Raw genomic sequence first — 17,089 nt, forward strand, 5'->3', positions numbered from 1 at the left:
GATATTGTTACCGGCTTGGACCGGTTGTAGTAGTAAAAAAAGACTGGAAAGTTAATATTTGCATATTCATAAATTCAACATACAGTTATTATAGAGAGAAAAATTAGTGTTGCAATACTTTTCTAGAAGTTCTTTGGGAGGTATTGCTAACTAAAAGCAGATCAATTAATAAATTAACGTCATTGCAAGGAAAATTACAAAGTAATTTGTACGTCCGCAATCTCAGAAGTTTGTTATTATTTCATGAGATTGCTACGCAGCCTATGGCTGCTCGCAAGGTATTGTTGCGTGGATCAATTTCACCTCTGTCATCCCGTGGCTTGACCACGGGGTGACACAGTGGGTTTTACCGGTCCACGCAACTATACCTCCTCGCAATGACGACTTAGGTATCTACACAAAATGCTTCCGCAAGAATGACATCGAGAGCTTTTTAAGAGCTATGCGGGAATAACAACGCCTCAGCCCTTACACCTCTTCAGATTGCTCTAAACCTTCTTCTTCCACTGCACTATCCTCTTCACCCTCGGTACTTTCAGCAATGAGAGAAACGGATACGACTTTTTCCCCCTCATCTAGCTTAAACAGGATTACGCCGCTAGTGTTACGTCCCGTAATACGTACTGACTCAAGTTTACAGCGAATTAACTTACCACTATTGGTAATCAGCATTAACTCATTATCCATTTTAACCGGCATAACACCGACAACTAAACCGGTTTTGTCGTTAATATCCATATTGATTATGCCGCTACCGCCACGGTCAGTAATTCTATAGCCATAAGCTGAGCTTTTCTTACCAAAACCGTTCTCAGTTACGGTTAAAATGAATTCTTCGAAATTTGCCATTTCTAAAATAGAATCTGCAGTCAAAGCTACGCCTAACTCTTCGGGGTTAAACGCCTCACCTTTAGCAATCTCAAGCCTTTTTTCCCATGGCACTGTTAAATAAGCATCTCTATCCTCTTTTGTACTGCTAATGCCTTTAAGCACAGTCATAGAAATTACAGAATCCTCTCTAGCAAGCTTCATACCTCGTACACCGTCAGAAGTACGGCTCTTAATAACACGCAATGATTCAACAGGGAATCTTAAAGCTTTACCGACTTTGGTGGCAAGTAAAATATGCTCGTCTTCTTTACATGGTTTTACGTCTATTAATTTATCGTCCTCATCAAGCCTAATAGCAATTTTACCGTTCGACTGAATCTTTTTGAAATCTAATAAATCGCTTCTTCTGATATTCCCCTTGGCAGTTGCGAACATAATGTTTAAATTATTCCACTCATCCTGATTTTCCGGTAGCGGCATGATATTTGTAATATGCTCATTTTCTTTCAACGGTAATATATTAACAATCGGTCTTCCTTTACCTTGCGGATTACTTAAAGGTAATTTATACAGTTTTAAACTATAAACCTGACCGATATTTGAGAAGAACAACATTGGAGTATGAGTACTACCGACAAAAACTTGCGTGGTAATATCTTCATCACGCATTGAAAGCCCTGATCTTCCTTTACCACCACGTTTTTGTGAACGATAGCTACTTAGAGGTACACGCTTGATATACCCGCCAAGCGTTACGGTTACAACCATTTCTTCATGCTGAATTAAATCTTCTATATCTTGATCAAATTCGCCAAATTCAATTGAAGTAAGACGAGGAGTCGCAAATTCTTCTTTAACTTTAATTAGCTCTTCCTTTAAAATCTCAAGTAACCTTGTACGAGAGCCGAGTATATTAAGATATTCGGTGATTTCCGTAGCGAGGTTCTTTAAATCCTCTTCAAACTTGTTTTTCTCCATAGCGGTCAGGCGTTGCAATCTCATTTCTAAGATTGCCTTAGCTTGCACTTCGGTAAAGCTACATTTGCCCTGCTCGTTTAACATTGCTTTATCATCAACCAGCTTTACAAGAGGTAGTATATTTAATGCTTCCCACTGGCGAGCCATTAATTCTTGTTTAGCTGCATTCGAGTCATTTGAAGCTTTAATAATACGTATTATTTCATCGATATTACTAACGGCAATAGTTAGTCCTAGTAAAATATGTGCTCTATCTCTTGCTTTATTTAGCAAATATATAGTACGGTTAGTAATTACCACTTCCCTAAAACTAACGAAAGCTGCGATTACTTCTTTCAAATTCATCACTTTCGGTAGCCCGTCTTTAAGAGCAAGCATAATAACACCGAAGCTAGTTTGTAGCTGCGTACATGCGTATATTTGATTTAAGACTACTTCAGCAACTACGTCTTTCTTTAACTCAATAAAAATCCTTACACCGTTTTTATTCGATTCGTCACGTAAATCGCTTATACCCTCAATACGTTTCTCTTTAACCATTTCAGCAATTTTCTCAACGAGCCTTGCTTTATTTACCATATACGGTATTTCGGTAATAATAATTGCTTGACGGCTATTACCGATATTCTCAATCTCCGCCCGACCTCGCATAATGATACTGCCTCTACCGGTAAGGTATGCCGATCTAATACCGCTAATGCCTAAAATCATTGAACCCGTAGGAAAATCCGGTCCTTTAACAACTTCTAGCAAATCTAAAATTTCTATATCGTTATTATCTATATATAAACAGCACGCATCGATAACTTCACCAAGATTATGAGGCGGGATATTAGTTGCCATACCGACCGCAATACCTCCGCTACCGTTAACCAATAAATTAGGAAACATTGCAGGAAGTACGGAAGGCTCTTCTTCAGAACCGTCATAATTAGGGTTAAAGCTGACGGTCTCTTTATCGATATCCTCTACGAGCTTATGCGAAACTTTGGCCATTCGAGATTCGGTATATCTCATTGCCGCCGCCGCATCACCGTCCATCGAGCCGAAATTACCCTGCCCGTCGACAAGCGGTAAACGGAGCGAAAAATCTTGTGCCATACGTACTAACGAATCGTAAATAGCACTATCACCGTGCGGATGGTATTTACCCATCACTTCACCAACTATTCTAGCGGATTTTCTATAAGGTTTACTAGCATGATTACCGGCTTCATGCATGGAATAGATAATTCGGCGATGCACCGGCTTTAAGCCGTCCCGAACATCCGGTATAGCTCTACTTACTATAACACTCATAGCATAATCAAGATAAGATACTTTCATCTCATCTTCGATATTTACCGGTACTAAATTAGAAGAATATTTATCAGTCACGATTACTTAGCCTTAAATTTAATTTAATGAATTATATTTAATTATAGAGACATAATAAATTTCTTTCAAGAATTGCTTGTATTTATAATTTGACGGTTAACAAACTTCTATTGTCTATTATTTTATACTTTCTAAATATAATCTTGCTACATGACAATTTTTAGAGATGTAAGGACTAAAGGATTGAATTTTGCTGATAATTCATGATGATAACGGGGAAAGAACTTGGTTTACATATGAAAGATCATTCCGCCCCTCTAGTCGAATTATTACAAAAACATATTTCGCTTAATTTATCAAGAGCAAAATGTTTAGGATTATTTATCATTTCAATGCTTAACAGCAGGACAGTAAACATGTCATTGTTATGCAATAGAATGCCGTCTGGGATTAAAGCAGCTTCATGGTATAGAAGGATGCAAAGATTTATCTCTGAAATCTCAATATCATGGAGAGTATTACCTGTTATGTTAGTCATGATGACTGGGTTTGAGCAGGAGCAAAAATGGGTATTGTGTTTAGATAGAACGAATTGGAAATTTGGTAAACGACATATAAATATTTTATATTTAGCTGTCAGTTTTCATGGTATAGCGATCCCCCTTTTTGGAATTTTCTAAGTGATAAAAAGTGTGGTAACTCTGATTATATTGAGCGTATTGATCTGATGGAGTGTTTTTTAGAAGTTTTTGACAAAAACCGCATTGAAGCATTAACCGCTGATAGAGAATTTATAGGTAAGGAATGGCTCTCTTGGCTTAGAACAAATCAAATAAGATACGTTTTTCGAGTTAGAGAAAATAGACAATATATCAGTAATGCAAGGGGAAAAATGGTTAAAATATAAGAGTTATTTCGCCCTCTAGCCATAGGATCGCATGTGAGTTTGTCACAACGTAGAATTGGTACAAAAGGTGAAATATTTAATGTAGTAGGGATCAGAAATAAGAAGAGTGAACTTGCAGTCTTAATACATAGTGATGAGATCAAAAATCCTGCTGAGATATATGCTCAAAGATGGCAAATTGAAACAATGTTCAAAGCTTTTAAATCAGCAGGATTCAACTGTGAAGCAACTCATATTACTAATGATTTACGATTAGATACATTGATGCAAATATTGTCTATTGCATTTTGCCTAGCTTATCAAACTGGAGAGATTATAGTTTTAGATAAACCAATAGTTATTAAAAAACATGGTTATAGGCAAAATAGTATATTTCGTGTTGGATTAGATACATTGGTTAATATCTTGTATAATATTTCTACTCAATTAGTACGTTGGATACAGCTGTTGTCCTTGATATTCCAATATCCAAAGATGATAAAATGAAAAATTGTCATGTAGTAAGATTTTTCTTAGAAATCGGTAATATTTTAGATAATAATTTATTATTTTTGTTGAACATGTAGTTGCTCCCGATTGATTAAACTTAAATTGCTCAAGTTTCAACCACAAAAGAGAAATAACCCCCTGGTGGTCGGGGAGTTCAAAGAACCGCCTAAGACAGCTACAATAGCCTTTAAGCTTAAAGCATTGCTTTAAGCTCTGTACATAGCTATTATCTCCCCGACCGCAATGAAGTCGAGAATTATACCATTTATACGGCTGATAATACCGCTTAGGAGAGAGGCTTTGAAACCCCGGAATAACGTTACCGCTATTCTTGCAGGAGATTTTACTTAATTTTTTAAAAATGTCATTAGCTATCCATGTCATTCCTGCATGGATCGGTTTTTTCGTCATTACGAGGAATTTGCATAGCAATTGACAAAACAATCCAGTTAAAAATTCTGATTTACAGAATTTTTTTAATTATTTTCTGGATTGCCGCGTCGCCTACGGCTCCTCGCAAGGCATTGTTGCGTGGACCGGTTTCCTAATTGTTCATCCCACGACTTGATCGCGGGATCCAGTTAAAAATACTAAAATTATTAGTATTTTTAATTGTTTTTATGGACCCCGTGGTCAAGCCACGGGGTGACACAGTGGATTTTACCGGTCTACGCAACAAGGTTTTTAGTCGCTTAGCTCATGACGACATCAACTTTTATTTTGCAATGCCGTATTTTATTTACTTTTCTCTTCCTGCTGTTTATACCAAAGTTCGGCGTAATAGCCTTTATGTTGTAGTAAGCTCTTATGGTTGCCTCGCTCAACTATATAGCCGTTATCCAAAACGATAATCTCGTCTGCATCGATAATAGTTGATAGTCTATGGGCAATGATAAGGGTAGTATGACGTGCCGAGATCTCTTTAAGACTTGCCTGAATTAGCTTTTCGGTTTTAGTATCAAGCGAACTTGTTGCTTCATCAAAAACATATATTGCCGGATTTTTTAATATGGTTCTTGCGATTGCAATACGCTGTTTTTCGCCGCCTGAAAGCTTCAAGCCTCTCTCCCCTACCTGCGTTTCATACCCTTTGGGCAGCGTGCTAATAAACTCATGAATATGAGCATTTTTTGAGGCTGCTATAACTTCATCGTAACTAGCTGCATTATTACCATATGCTATGTTGTAATATATCGTATCGTTAAACAGTACCGTATCTTGCGGAACAATTCCGATAGACTTACGAAGCGATTGTTGTGTGACTTCTCGTATATCTTGATTATCTATAGTAATATTGCCGCTATTAATATCGTAAAACCTAAACAGCAAGCGTGATATCGTCGATTTTCCCACTCCACTGCTACCTACTACTGCGAGTGTTTTACCGCTCTTGATCGTAAAGCTTATATTATGCAAAATCGGACGTTCCTGATTATAAGCAAAGCTAACATTATCGAAACTAACCCCGCCTTTTGAGATAATTAGCTCCTTAGCGTTCACGGCATCCTCTACTTCTGCCGGTATATCTAAAAGATTAAACATATCTTCCATACTAACTAGAGCGTTTTTAATTTCTCTATAGGCAAAGCCAAGTATTGAAAGCGGAATTGATAGCTGAAACAAGTAAGTATTAACCATTATTAAATCGCCGACGGTCATTTTATTCTGATTAATAGCATTTGCCGAAAGTATCATCAAAGAAACAAGCCCTAAGGATATTATAACATTCTGCCCGATATTTAAAATCGATAGGCTGTTAGTAGTTTTAGTGGCTGATTTTTCATAAGTTTGTAAAGCCTCATTAAACTTTATCGCCTCATATTCTTCATTACCGAAATATTTAACGGTTTCAAAATTCAGTAAACTATCGATTGCCCTATTATTGGCGGTGTTATCGCTTTGGTTCATTTCTCTTGCAAAAGAAATACGCCAAGTACTAATTAGGAAAGTATAACCAACATAAACTATCATTGTTATTAAAATAGTTACGGCAAACCAAATACCATACACATACCATAACATCCCGCTTACTAGTATAATTTCTACGCTTGTCGGGAAAATATTAAATAATGAATACCGCAGCACCGCTTCAATACCTTTAGTACCACGCTCTATTGACCTACTTAAGCCCCCTGTTTTTCTAGTAATATGAAAACGCATACTTAAATTATGCATGTGCTTAAAGACATTTAGAGCAACTAAGCGAGTCGCTTGATGCCCTACTTTTGAGAAAATAATATTTCGCAGCTCACCAAATATTTGTACCAATATTTTAGTACCGCCATATGCAACAATAATCCCGATAATAACCGAAAGAGCAAAATTTTTATTTAATCCGTCTATTATATATTTATAAACAATCGGAACGAAAATATTTATTATTTTAGCTATAACTAGACAAATAAGAGACGTAACAATACGCAGGCGTATATCAAAATCCTTCGACCATAAATACGGCAGAAGTAGATAGAATGAATTTTTGTGATTGTTGTTTTTGGACATTTTTGGAGTTTTTGTGAATTTGTATGGCTTTGTTATCCAAGAAAACTGTAGGTGTAACTCGATGTCATCCCCGCTGTAGGCGGGAATCCAGAAATACACTTGCCTAAATCTTCCCAATTAGGATTAAGTTTTTCTATTAATTTTATTTTCCAAGTACGATTCCATTTCTTTAAAGCTTTTTCTCTAGCAAGACCTTCTTAATATCAGCAAATTCTTCTGTATAAACAAGCTTTATAACATTATATTTTGTCGTAAAACCCTTTATTATTTTTTGTTTATGTTCATAAGCACGACGTAGTATATTATTAGTAATACCAATATACAAAGTACCATTGCGATCAGAACATAATATAATACATTTTTATTATTTATTTTTTCTGGATTCCCGCCTACGCGGGAATGACATATGGCATTGTCTACATTCGCTCGCAATGACATTTTTATTAATTATGCCCCGGCAGCGGGTGAAGTCTTCTTTGGCTGATTTTCTAACAACTTATCTAGCCTTCCCTCTTTTTCAAGATCAAACAGAGCATCACAACCGCCAACATGCATATTATCTATAAATATCTGCGGGACGGTTTTTTTTCCACCGGATTTCTTAATAAATTTTTCTTTCTCTTCCTGAGCAAAATTACTTACTTCAATTTCCTCGTAAGCAACATTTTTCTTATCAAGCAATGCTTTAGCTTTTATACAATAAGGACAACTAGCAAGAGTATAAATAATAATTGTGTGTAATATAGCTTTATTCATAATGTTATATTTTTTTGTTAGATTTTAATATATTATCTTAAACTATAGTTTTTAAAGCAAGTAAAAATGCATGAATAATTTTTCTATTATCTCAGAATATAAACCGGCAGGCGATCAACCAAAAGCAATAGATGAAATTATAGCAGGGTTAAATAGTAAAAAACGCTCACAAATGTTGCTTGGTATTACGGGATCAGGGAAAACTTTTACCATGGCGAATATTATAGAGAGAACTAATCGTCCTACTCTTATTATGGCTCATAATAAAACTTTAGCTGCCCAAATTTATTCAGAAATGAAGTCGATTTTTCCGAAGAATGCCGTTGAGTATTTTGTATCGTATTATGATTATTACCAGCCGGAAGCATATATAGCACGCACCGATACTTTTATAGAAAAGGATTCATCAATTAACGAGCAGATTGATTTAATGCGTCATTCCGCTACAAGATCGTTATTAGAGCGTCGTGACGTTATAGTAGTTTCTTCCGTTTCTTGTATTTACGGGCTTGGCTCTCCTGATTTGTATTATCAAATGACGGTTAATCTAGAACCAGGTCAAAGCTACCCTCGTGATAAGCTACTAAATGATTTGATAAATCTACAATATGAGCGTAACGATATTGGGTTTGAGCGTGGCTGTTTTCGAGTTAAAGGGGATAATATCGATATTTTTCCCTCACATTACAGCGATAAAGCTTGGCGTTTATCGTTTTTCGGTAATGAACTTGAATATATACACGAATTTGATCCCCTAACAGGCAAAAAACTTGCTAAGCTCGATAAAGCTATGGTCTTTGGTAATTCACATTTCGTGATGCCTCAAGAAACGGTAAATAGTGCCATATCAGGTATTGAGGAGGAGTTACAAAAACGCTTAGAGTTCTTAAAGTCGCAAGATAAACCACTTGAAACGCAAAGGCTAAATCAACGTACTCAATATGATCTTGAGATGTTAACGGAAACAGGCAGCTGTAAAGGCGTTGAAAACTACTCTCGCTTTTTCACAGGGCGTAACGCCGGTAAGCCGCCGCCTACCTTATTCGAGTACTTACCGGAAGATGCGTTATTATTTGTTGATGAAAGCCACGTATCCGTACCGCAAATTAGAGCGATGTATAACGGCGATCGAGCAAGGAAAGAAGTATTGGTAGAGCATGGGTTTCGTCTGCCGTCTGCACTTGATAACAGACCTTTAAAATTTGAAGAATGGGAAAAATTTAGACCGCAAACTGTTTTTGTATCCGCAACTCCGGGACCATTTGAGTTAGAAGAAACCGACGGTACTGTAGTAGAACTGATTATCAGACCTACGGGACTGCTTGATCCTGAATGTATTATCAAACCCGCTACTAACCAAGTTGAGGATTTAATTAGCGAAATTCAAACCACTATCTCTAAAGGTTTTCGTGTCTTAGTCACTACATTAACAAAAAAAATGGCTGAAGATTTAACCGCCTATTTGCAGGACCTAAAATATAAAACTTCTTATTTACATTCTAACGTTCATACTCTAGAGCGTATCGAGATTTTACGGGATTTAAGACAAGGTACTATAGATATTTTAGTCGGTATTAATCTATTAAGAGAGGGGCTTGACATCCCTGAATGCGGCTTAGTTGCTATACTTGATGCAGACAAAGAGGGATTTTTGCGGTCGGAAGTATCGTTAATACAAACAATAGGAAGAGCTGCAAGAAATAGCGAGGGTAGAGTTATACTTTATGCCGATAAAATGACTAAATCTATCGATAAAGCCGTTAGTGAAACGTTGCGTAGAAGGCAAATTCAGCAGGAATATAATGAAAAACACGGCATAATTCCAAAAACCATCAACCGTGCTATTCACGCTTTAGCAGAACTTGAGAAAATCGATAGTAAGCTTGATAAAAAACAAGCTCATACTTTATTTGATAACCCTGCTAAGCTAAAAGCCCATATTGACAAATTAAAGAAAGACATGCTTAAAGCTGCAAATAATCTTGAATTTGAACAAGCTGCAAAACTTCGTGATCAACTAAAAACTCTAGAAGAGGCGGCACTTGAGTTGAGTTATTCCTAATGTGTCATACCGTGGCTTGTCCACGGGGTGACAGTGGTGAAATCGATCCATGCAACAACACCTATTAACAACACCTAAAACTCCTTCTATGATATGGCGATAGGCCGTGCGTATTAATAGCTTCAATATGTTCTTTGGTACCGTAGCCGGAATTTTTGTGCCATAAATATTGTGGAAATTCAGCACTTAAGTCTAGCATCAAACGATCTCTAGTAACTTTTGCAATAATGGAAGCCGCTGCAATCGATAACGATAAATTATCACCATTAACTATACTAACAAATCTTTCATCATTAAACTGCATATTACCGTCAACTAAAACTATCTCCGGCTTAGTTGTAAGATTTGCCGCAGCAATAGAACAAGCTTTTTTAGTTGCTTCTAATATATTAATTTCATCAATTTCGGTATGAGAAATAATAGCGGCTGACCAAACATAGTTACTAGTTATTTGCTCATATAATAATTCTCTTTTCTTTTTAGAAAGCTTTTTAGAATCTTTAATACCCGTTATAATATTGGCGTTATCTATTATAACGGCACTTGCTACTACCGGACCTGCGAGCGGTCCTCTACCTGCTTCATCTATACCTGCTACAATATAGTTATGATATTTTTTTTTTAAATGTAATAGATCTACTTCCATAATTGTATTTTTTTAATTTTTAATGTATACTCGTTTAATTTGAAAAATTGGCGTCGTTGTATGGGGCGATGTCGTCCCCGCATGGATCGAAAAATGCGTTCGTTGTCATACCGTGGCTTGACCACGGTATCTAGAAAAAAATTAAAAAAGACTGGATACCGTGGAGGGGCCACAGTATGACAGTGAATAATATAATTACAAAAAAGTAAAAGTGCAAAATTATTTTCAATTACTAGGGCTTCCGCAAGAGTATAATATTGATTTAAAGATATTAGAAAAGCAATATTTTGCTATGCAGGTAAAATATCATCCCGATAAAGCAAAAACTTTGCAGGAAAAGGAACAAAATCTAATTATTGCGGCTGAATTAAATAATGCTTATTCTACTCTTAAAGATGCCTTAAAGCGTGCTGAATATATGCTGCTTTTGCAAAATATAAATTTGAATGACGAAAAAACACGCAATTTACTTTCGCAGCTAAAATTAAGCATATTCTGGGATGAAATGGAAATAATTGAAAATACTACCTTATTTAGTGATTTAGAAAAAATAAAAGACAAATATGAATTAATGAAAAAGCTTGAGATTGATTCTTTAAAACAAGCTTTTGAAGAACAAAATCTATCAGACGCAACTATAAAAACTAGCAAGCTTAAATATATTGGGACATTGCTGCATAAACTGCAAGAAAAAATAAAATCATGCAAATAATAGAAATTAGGGAACCAGAGCAAGCTGATTTTAAGCAAGAACGGCAAATAGCAGTCGGTATCGATTTTGGTACTACTAACTCATTAATAGCTATCTCTAGCAATAGACAAGTTAAAGTTATTAAATCTATAGATGATAAAGAATTAATCCCAACTACTATAGATTTTACAAACGAAGATTTTATAATAGGTAATAATAAAGGACTGCGTTCTATTAAAAGACTATTTGGTAAAACATTAAAAGAAATTTTAAACACTCCGGCACTTTTTTCGTTAGTTAAAGATTATCTAGATATAAATAGTAGTGAGCTTAAGCTAAATTTTGCCAATAGAAGAATACGGATTTCTGAAATTGCAGCAGAAGTTTTTATTTACCTAAAAAATCAAGCAGAAGAACAATTAAAGACTAATATAATTAAAGCAGTAATAACAGTACCTGCACATTTTAACGATGCAGCAAGAGGTGAAGTAATGCTTGCAGCTAAAATAGCAGGCTTTGAAGTATTAAGGCTAATTGCAGAACCGACGGCAGCTGCCTATGCTTGCGGCTTAAACAAAAATCAAAAAGGCTGTTATTTAGTATATGACCTAGGCGGCGGCACTTTTGATGTATCTATTCTTAATATACAAGAAGGTATTTTTCAAGTTATAGCAACAAACGGCGATAATATGCTTGGTGGCGACGATATAGATGTAGTAATTACACAATATCTTTGTAATAAATTTGATTTACCTAATTCTATAGATACTTTACAACTTGCAAAAAAAGCAAAAGAAACTTTAACATATAAAGATAGTTTTAATAATGATAATATATCAATTAATAAGCAAACATTAGAACAATTAATTTTACCTTTAGTAGAACGTACTATCAATATAGCTCAAGAGTGTTTAGAACAAGCAGGAAATCCAAATATAGACGGAGTTATTTTAGTAGGAGGTGCAACCCGCATTCCTTTAATAAAAGACGAATTATATAAAGCATTTAAAGTAGATATTCTATCAGATATCGATCCTGATAAAGCAGTTGTATGGGGGGCTGCATTACAAGCAGAAAATTTAATAGTACCCCATACAAATTCATTATTGATTGATGTAGTACCTTTATCGCTGGGCATGGAATTATATGGCGGTATAGTTGAAAAAATCATCATGCGTAATACTCCGATTCCTATTTCGGTAGTAAAAGAATTTACGACTTATGCCGATAATCAAACCGGTATACAATTTCATATATTGCAAGGTGAACGTGAAATGGCTGTAGATTGCCGTAGCTTGGCTCGATTTGAGTTAAAAGGATTACCTCCTATGAAAGCAGGGAATATTAGAGCCGAAGTTACTTTTGCTATTGACTCAGACGGTATATTATCCGTTTCTGCTTATGAGAAAATCAGCAATACATCACATACTATAGAAGTAAAGCCAAATCACGGTATTGATAAAACGGAGATTGATATTATGTTAGAAAACGCTTATAAAAATGCTAAAATAGATTATACTACAAGATTATTACAAGAAGCAGTAATTGAAGCAGAGGCTTTAATCTTTAGCATAGAACGTGCTATAGCGGAATTAACAGCTTTATTATCGAAAAGTGAGATATCTATAATTAATTCTTTATTAGATAATATAAAAGAAGCCGCACACGCTAGAGATCGGATCTTAATTAATAATTCTATTAAAGAGTTTAAATCCAAAATAAAAAAATCTATGAATACAAAGTTTAATATAATAATTAATGATTTGCTAAAAGGCAAAAATATCAATCAAATTAAATAGTCTCAGTTATATATAATCGAACTAATTTAGATAAGGAAAAATAAGAAGAATGTCAGGAAAAATAACAGTAACATTTATTATAAATGATGGAGAAGAAAAAACAGTAGAAGCACCGATAGGGCTTTCTATTTTAGAAATTGCCCATAGTAACGATCTAGACCTTGAGGGAGCTTGTGAAGGATCGCTTGCTTGTGCTACTTGTCACGTTATTTTAGAAGAAGAATTTTACAACAAATTAAAAAAACCTACGGAAGCAGAGGAAGATATGCTTGACTTAGCCTTCGGTCTTACCGATACTTCTAGATTGGGATGTCAAATTATTTTAACCGAAGAATTAGACGGCATAAAAGTACGCCTTCCTTCTGCTACTCGTAATATAAAATTATAATGGATTAAAAAAGTGATACGTAAAATACTTCTTTTTGTGTTTTTAGCCTTTACTATAATATGGTTTGCAACTGCATATACTATAAAAAATAACGTTGTAAGTTTAATTAAGAATTCTGAATCCGATAATCTTAAAATATCTTATAATGCGGTTAAGTTTTCAGGCTATCCTTTTAATTGGAAAATTACCGTAACGGATCCTAAAGTAAAATTAATTGATTATGTAAATTCTAAAGAATTTACTAGCGAAAATATTGTCCTAAATATAGCTTTTAGTACTAAAAGAGCCGCTCTTAATTTCGGTCCTTTTATTAGAGAAGTCGATAATTACGGCGACAAAACATTTACCCATGATGTACGCAGCGATGATGACATAAAGGGTATAGGAAATTTTAATAAACCTTTATATAAAATATCAAAAGATGATAATTTAAAAGAAATATTAAAATCAATTCAGTTAAATAATAAAGCATTATCGATATTTAAAGATAATCAAGAAATCTTTAAAATTAATGATTTAGCATTTCTTATAAGAAAACAGAATTTAGCAAGTGAGGAAAATATATCCTTATTTTTAAATATCAATTATTATTCAGAAAAAGATATTTTGAATTTTAAAAATGCTAATTTAGATATTGCTGCTTCTTTAAAATTTGCTGAAGACGGAGAAGATTCAGCTATTTTACAAAATTTTAATATAGAAAGATTTATTTTTACTTGTGATAATGATTCTAAAGTTAATTTAAATGGTGCTTTACAATTCTTTGCCAATAAATTACCAGAAGGAAAACTATATTTTGAGCTGGAAAATTATAATTCCATAGTTGATAAATTATTACCGAATAATATTATTTTTTCTAAGAAAATAATTAAAACAATTATTGCTAAAGCAATTAATAAAGCTTCCGACGAGCAATTAAATATAGATCAAAATGATGTAAATTCGGCTTACAATAATATAGAAAAAGCTAAGTTTGATATTGAGTTTTCAGACAAAGGAATAAATATCGGTTCTATTAATTTATTAGAACTAAAACTTGGTGAACATAAAGAAGACTAAAACACCGGAAATAATCCAAATTAGTTTTATGAACAATTTTAAACTAACTACCATTATTAGCATATTTCTTATTTGCAGTAATATTTATGCTGCTCCAAAAGTCATTAAAATCGGTACCGGCTCTATTTTAAAAGGATATTATGCTATTGGACTTGATTTATGCAAGACTATTACAAATGATGATAAAAATAATGAACATATTAAATGTGAAGTTGTTGCAACAAACGGCAGTATAGAAAATTTAAAATTATTACAGCAAGGCAAAATTGATTTAGCCTTAGTGCAAGCTAATATTGCAGTAGAAGCATATGAGGGCATAGGTTATTATCACGATCAAGAAAAAATGCAAAAATTACGTCAGGTGCTTAATCTCCATGATGAGTTTTTTACGGTTATTGTAAAAGATGAGGATAAAATAAAAGTTTTTGTTGATATTGACGGAAAAAAAATAACTAACGGTCCGGCATTTTCCAGTAGTAATATTACTTATGATGCCGTACGTTCTTTATATAAATTTTCTAAGGAACCTGAAGAGCTACACATTAATTATGAAGATTCTATTGATAAATTCTGTAATAAGGAAATAGATGCTATAATAATGATGGTTGGACACTCTAACCCCTTAGTAAATTTAATAGCTAATAAGTGTGAAGTTGATTTCGTTTCAATTGAAAATGATAAAATAGCAGATTTATAAAACAAAATAGAGCTTTTCATAAAGCTATACTTCACAAAGGCTTATATCCAGGGATTACCGATGATCAAACTACCGTAAAAGTATCGGCAATCCTAGTAACTAGAGATGAGGCGAATCGTGATATTTTAGATAAATTTATCGGAGCTTTTCATAGAAATGTAGCAAATTTTAAACTTTCTAATTACTTATTAAATAACCTCAACATTAACTATTTCGCCGATACTAAAAATTTTGTTCTACCAAAACATGATTCAGTAAGAAACAAAAACTAACAATATCTTATGTCTGAAAATACTATATTTAAAAATATACTTATACCTATAGATTTAAATGATAAAAAATCTATAAAAGGTATTCTTTCTAAGGGTTTAATGCTTGCGACGAACTTTCAAGCAAATTTACATTTTATGTATGTAATTCCTGAATTCGGTACGAAAATGTTTGAAGATTATTTACCTAAAAATTGGAGAACGGAGAAAAAAGAAAAGTATAAAGCTCAAATTAAAGAGCTTATCAAACAATATATTCCCGATGAAATTGAAACAGATTATTATATAGGTAGCGGTGCCGTTTATGATGAAATAATTAAGCACTCTAATGAAATTAAAGCCGATTTAATAATAATCTCTGCAGTCAGACTACAATTAAAAGATTATATGCTTGGACCTAATGCTTCTAAAATCGTCCGTCATTCAGATATATCAGTTTTGGTAGTAAGAGACGAGTAATAAGTATTATTTACAACTCTTGGGAATGCATTGTTGCGTAGTAGATCGAAAAACACACTCGATGTCATACCGTGGCTTGACCACGGGTATCTAGAAAAAAAATTAAAAAAGGACTGGATCCCGCGATCAAGTCGCGGGATGACAGCAGTGGAATTGATCAACACAACAATACCTTGTGGGAATGACATCTTAATTTATTACAACTTCACTTTCAACTTCACAAAACCTTGATGGCTTTGATATTTCTTTTGTAAATGACAGTTATATTCAAGTAATACGCTTACATTACCTTTTTCAGTTAAAACGCTAGCACCAATATTATAACCGACTTTAGGTTGCTTTGGTAATGCAACAGTTTCATTAACTTCTCTATCTTTCCATTTTACTTTAGTATTAAGTTTTTTACTCTTATTGTTAAAACGCGAGTTTCGTATTCAAAAAGTCGCTGTATAGCTGATAAACACTGGGTTACGGGGATCTTGATAATACTGTTTTTGTTATAAAGTGAGTACAAAATACAAATTGCTAACTAAAGAACCCTCAGCTATAAGCTGAGGGGTTATAAAGTGGAATCGATTAGAAATCGATCATCATTCACAGGTTCACCTTCCTGTTCATCAATATAGTGCTGTATCATTTCATCAGTTATATTACCTGAACTGACCGCCATATAGCCCCTAGCCCACAAATGATTGCCCCAAAATTGTTTTCTTAAATGAGCAAATTCTTGCAATAAAATTCTTGAGCTACTACCTTTTAAATACTGTACTAACTTGCTAAGAGATATTTGTGATTTATATGAGATAAACATATGCACGTGATCACATGATATTTTCCCTGAAATTATATATACTTCATGTTCCATACAAATCTGCCTTAGTAAATCTCTAGCCCTTTCCGCTACTTTGCCTATCAATACTCTCTTCCTATATTTTGGTATCCATATAAGATGTACTTTTAAATCATACTGACTATGACTATTCTTTCTATAACTTCTCATGTTTCTTGATATAAATTCATTGCTAAAGCAATTTCATTATATCTTCCCTTCGCTGAAGGCGAGGGATTTCTTATTCCCGAAGGGGGACATTAAAATATGGTATTTATAGTATTAGAAAAAAGTTTATAGGTTATTGAAAAAACTTTAAGAGCAATAACCTATGATAATGAATTTTACAGAAATATTTTGTTACGTCGATGATTTTTTTCAAGAATTAGACAAGCATACAAATTCAATTA

14 protein-coding genes and 2 pseudogenes are annotated in these 17,089 nt (G+C 34.0%); 10 read left to right on the forward strand and 6 right to left on the reverse strand.

The genetic code is table 11. From position 1 onward, the window contains the following. Positions 1-468 precede the first annotated feature (468 nt). Complete coding sequence (gene gyrA, locus REIS_RS07065; protein WP_008580620.1) at positions 469-3,186, reverse strand: DNA topoisomerase (ATP-hydrolyzing) subunit A; 2,718 nt, start codon at positions 3,184-3,186, stop codon at positions 469-471. A 203-nt stretch (positions 3,187-3,389) separates the two neighbouring features. On the opposite strand from gyrA, the gene REIS_RS07070 reads away from it, so the two are divergent. From REIS_RS07070 to REIS_RS13035, 3 genes are read left to right on the forward strand one after another with little or no spacing between them, the layout of a single operon-like run. Next, positions 3,390-3,806: a hypothetical protein gene (locus REIS_RS07070; RefSeq protein WP_008579269.1), complete on the forward strand. Its 417-nt coding sequence runs from the start codon at positions 3,390-3,392 to the stop codon at positions 3,804-3,806. 47 nt (positions 3,807-3,853) lie between these two features. Further along, positions 3,854-4,033 (forward strand): transposase, encoded by a 180-nt coding sequence (locus REIS_RS15870; RefSeq protein WP_008580623.1) that lies wholly within the window; start codon positions 3,854-3,856, stop codon positions 4,031-4,033. 39 nt (positions 4,034-4,072) lie between these two features. Beyond that, complete coding sequence (locus REIS_RS13035; protein WP_040614737.1) at positions 4,073-4,519, forward strand: transposase; 447 nt, start codon at positions 4,073-4,075, stop codon at positions 4,517-4,519. A 738-nt stretch (positions 4,520-5,257) separates the two neighbouring features. On the opposite strand, the gene REIS_RS07085 is transcribed toward REIS_RS13035, so the two are convergent. The 3 genes and pseudogenes from REIS_RS07085 to grxC form a co-directional block, all read right to left on the reverse strand. Next, entirely contained in the window at positions 5,258-7,024 is a 1,767-nt protein-coding gene (locus REIS_RS07085; RefSeq protein ID WP_037214120.1) for an ABCB family ABC transporter ATP-binding protein/permease, read from the reverse strand. 32 nt (positions 7,025-7,056) lie between these two features. Beyond that, positions 7,057-7,379 (reverse strand): annotated as a pseudogene (locus REIS_RS13040) (GIY-YIG nuclease family protein). A gap of 92 nt (positions 7,380-7,471) precedes the next feature. Beyond that, positions 7,472-7,780: a glutaredoxin 3 gene (gene grxC / locus REIS_RS07095; RefSeq protein WP_008580632.1), complete on the reverse strand. Its 309-nt coding sequence runs from the start codon at positions 7,778-7,780 to the stop codon at positions 7,472-7,474. A gap of 70 nt (positions 7,781-7,850) precedes the next feature. Here grxC and uvrB point away from each other — a divergent pair, with 70 nt between their 5' ends. Then, positions 7,851-9,842, forward strand: a complete 1,992-nt coding sequence (uvrB, locus tag REIS_RS07100; protein WP_008580634.1) for an excinuclease ABC subunit UvrB — start codon at positions 7,851-7,853, stop codon at positions 9,840-9,842. A 64-nt stretch (positions 9,843-9,906) separates the two neighbouring features. Here uvrB and REIS_RS07105 read toward each other — a convergent pair whose 3' ends face one another. After that, entirely contained in the window at positions 9,907-10,488 is a 582-nt protein-coding gene (locus REIS_RS07105) for a ribonuclease HII (protein WP_008580636.1), read from the reverse strand. Positions 10,489-10,699: 211 nt separating this feature from the next. Here REIS_RS07105 and hscB point away from each other — a divergent pair, with 211 nt between their 5' ends. The 6 genes and pseudogenes from hscB (at position 10,700) to REIS_RS07135 (ending at position 15,850) form a co-directional block, all read left to right on the forward strand. After that, positions 10,700-11,200 carry a Fe-S protein assembly co-chaperone HscB gene (gene hscB, locus REIS_RS07110; protein ID WP_008580638.1) on the forward strand — a complete coding sequence of 167 codons (501 nt, stop codon included), beginning with the start codon at positions 10,700-10,702 and terminating at the stop codon, positions 11,198-11,200. Continuing rightward, positions 11,191-12,978, forward strand: coding sequence for a Fe-S protein assembly chaperone HscA (gene hscA, locus REIS_RS07115; protein WP_008580640.1), 1,788 nt, complete (start codon positions 11,191-11,193; stop codon positions 12,976-12,978). Before hscB ends, hscA begins: the two co-directional genes overlap by 10 nt. Positions 12,979-13,027: 49 nt before the next feature. Further along, positions 13,028-13,366, forward strand: a complete 339-nt coding sequence (locus REIS_RS07120) for a ferredoxin family 2Fe-2S iron-sulfur cluster binding protein (protein WP_008580642.1) — start codon at positions 13,028-13,030, stop codon at positions 13,364-13,366. Between the two features lie 12 nt (positions 13,367-13,378). After that, entirely contained in the window at positions 13,379-14,425 is a 1,047-nt protein-coding gene (locus REIS_RS07125) for a hypothetical protein (RefSeq protein WP_008580644.1), read from the forward strand. A 28-nt stretch (positions 14,426-14,453) separates the two neighbouring features. Next, positions 14,454-15,394, forward strand: a pseudogene (locus REIS_RS07130) (TAXI family TRAP transporter solute-binding subunit). 9 nt (positions 15,395-15,403) lie between these two features. Beyond that, complete coding sequence (locus tag REIS_RS07135) at positions 15,404-15,850, forward strand: universal stress protein (RefSeq protein WP_008580648.1); 447 nt, start codon at positions 15,404-15,406, stop codon at positions 15,848-15,850. Positions 15,851-16,409: 559 nt separating this feature from the next. On the opposite strand, the gene tnpA is transcribed toward REIS_RS07135, so the two are convergent. Next, on the reverse strand, positions 16,410-16,850 hold the full coding sequence (gene tnpA, locus REIS_RS07140; protein ID WP_008579210.1) for an IS200/IS605 family transposase: 441 nt from the start codon (positions 16,848-16,850) through the stop codon (positions 16,410-16,412). Positions 16,851-17,089 lie beyond the last annotated feature (239 nt).

It is taken from the genome of Rickettsia endosymbiont of Ixodes scapularis, assembly GCF_000160735.1.
GTDB lineage: Bacteria > Pseudomonadota > Alphaproteobacteria > Rickettsiales > Rickettsiaceae > Rickettsia > Rickettsia tamurae.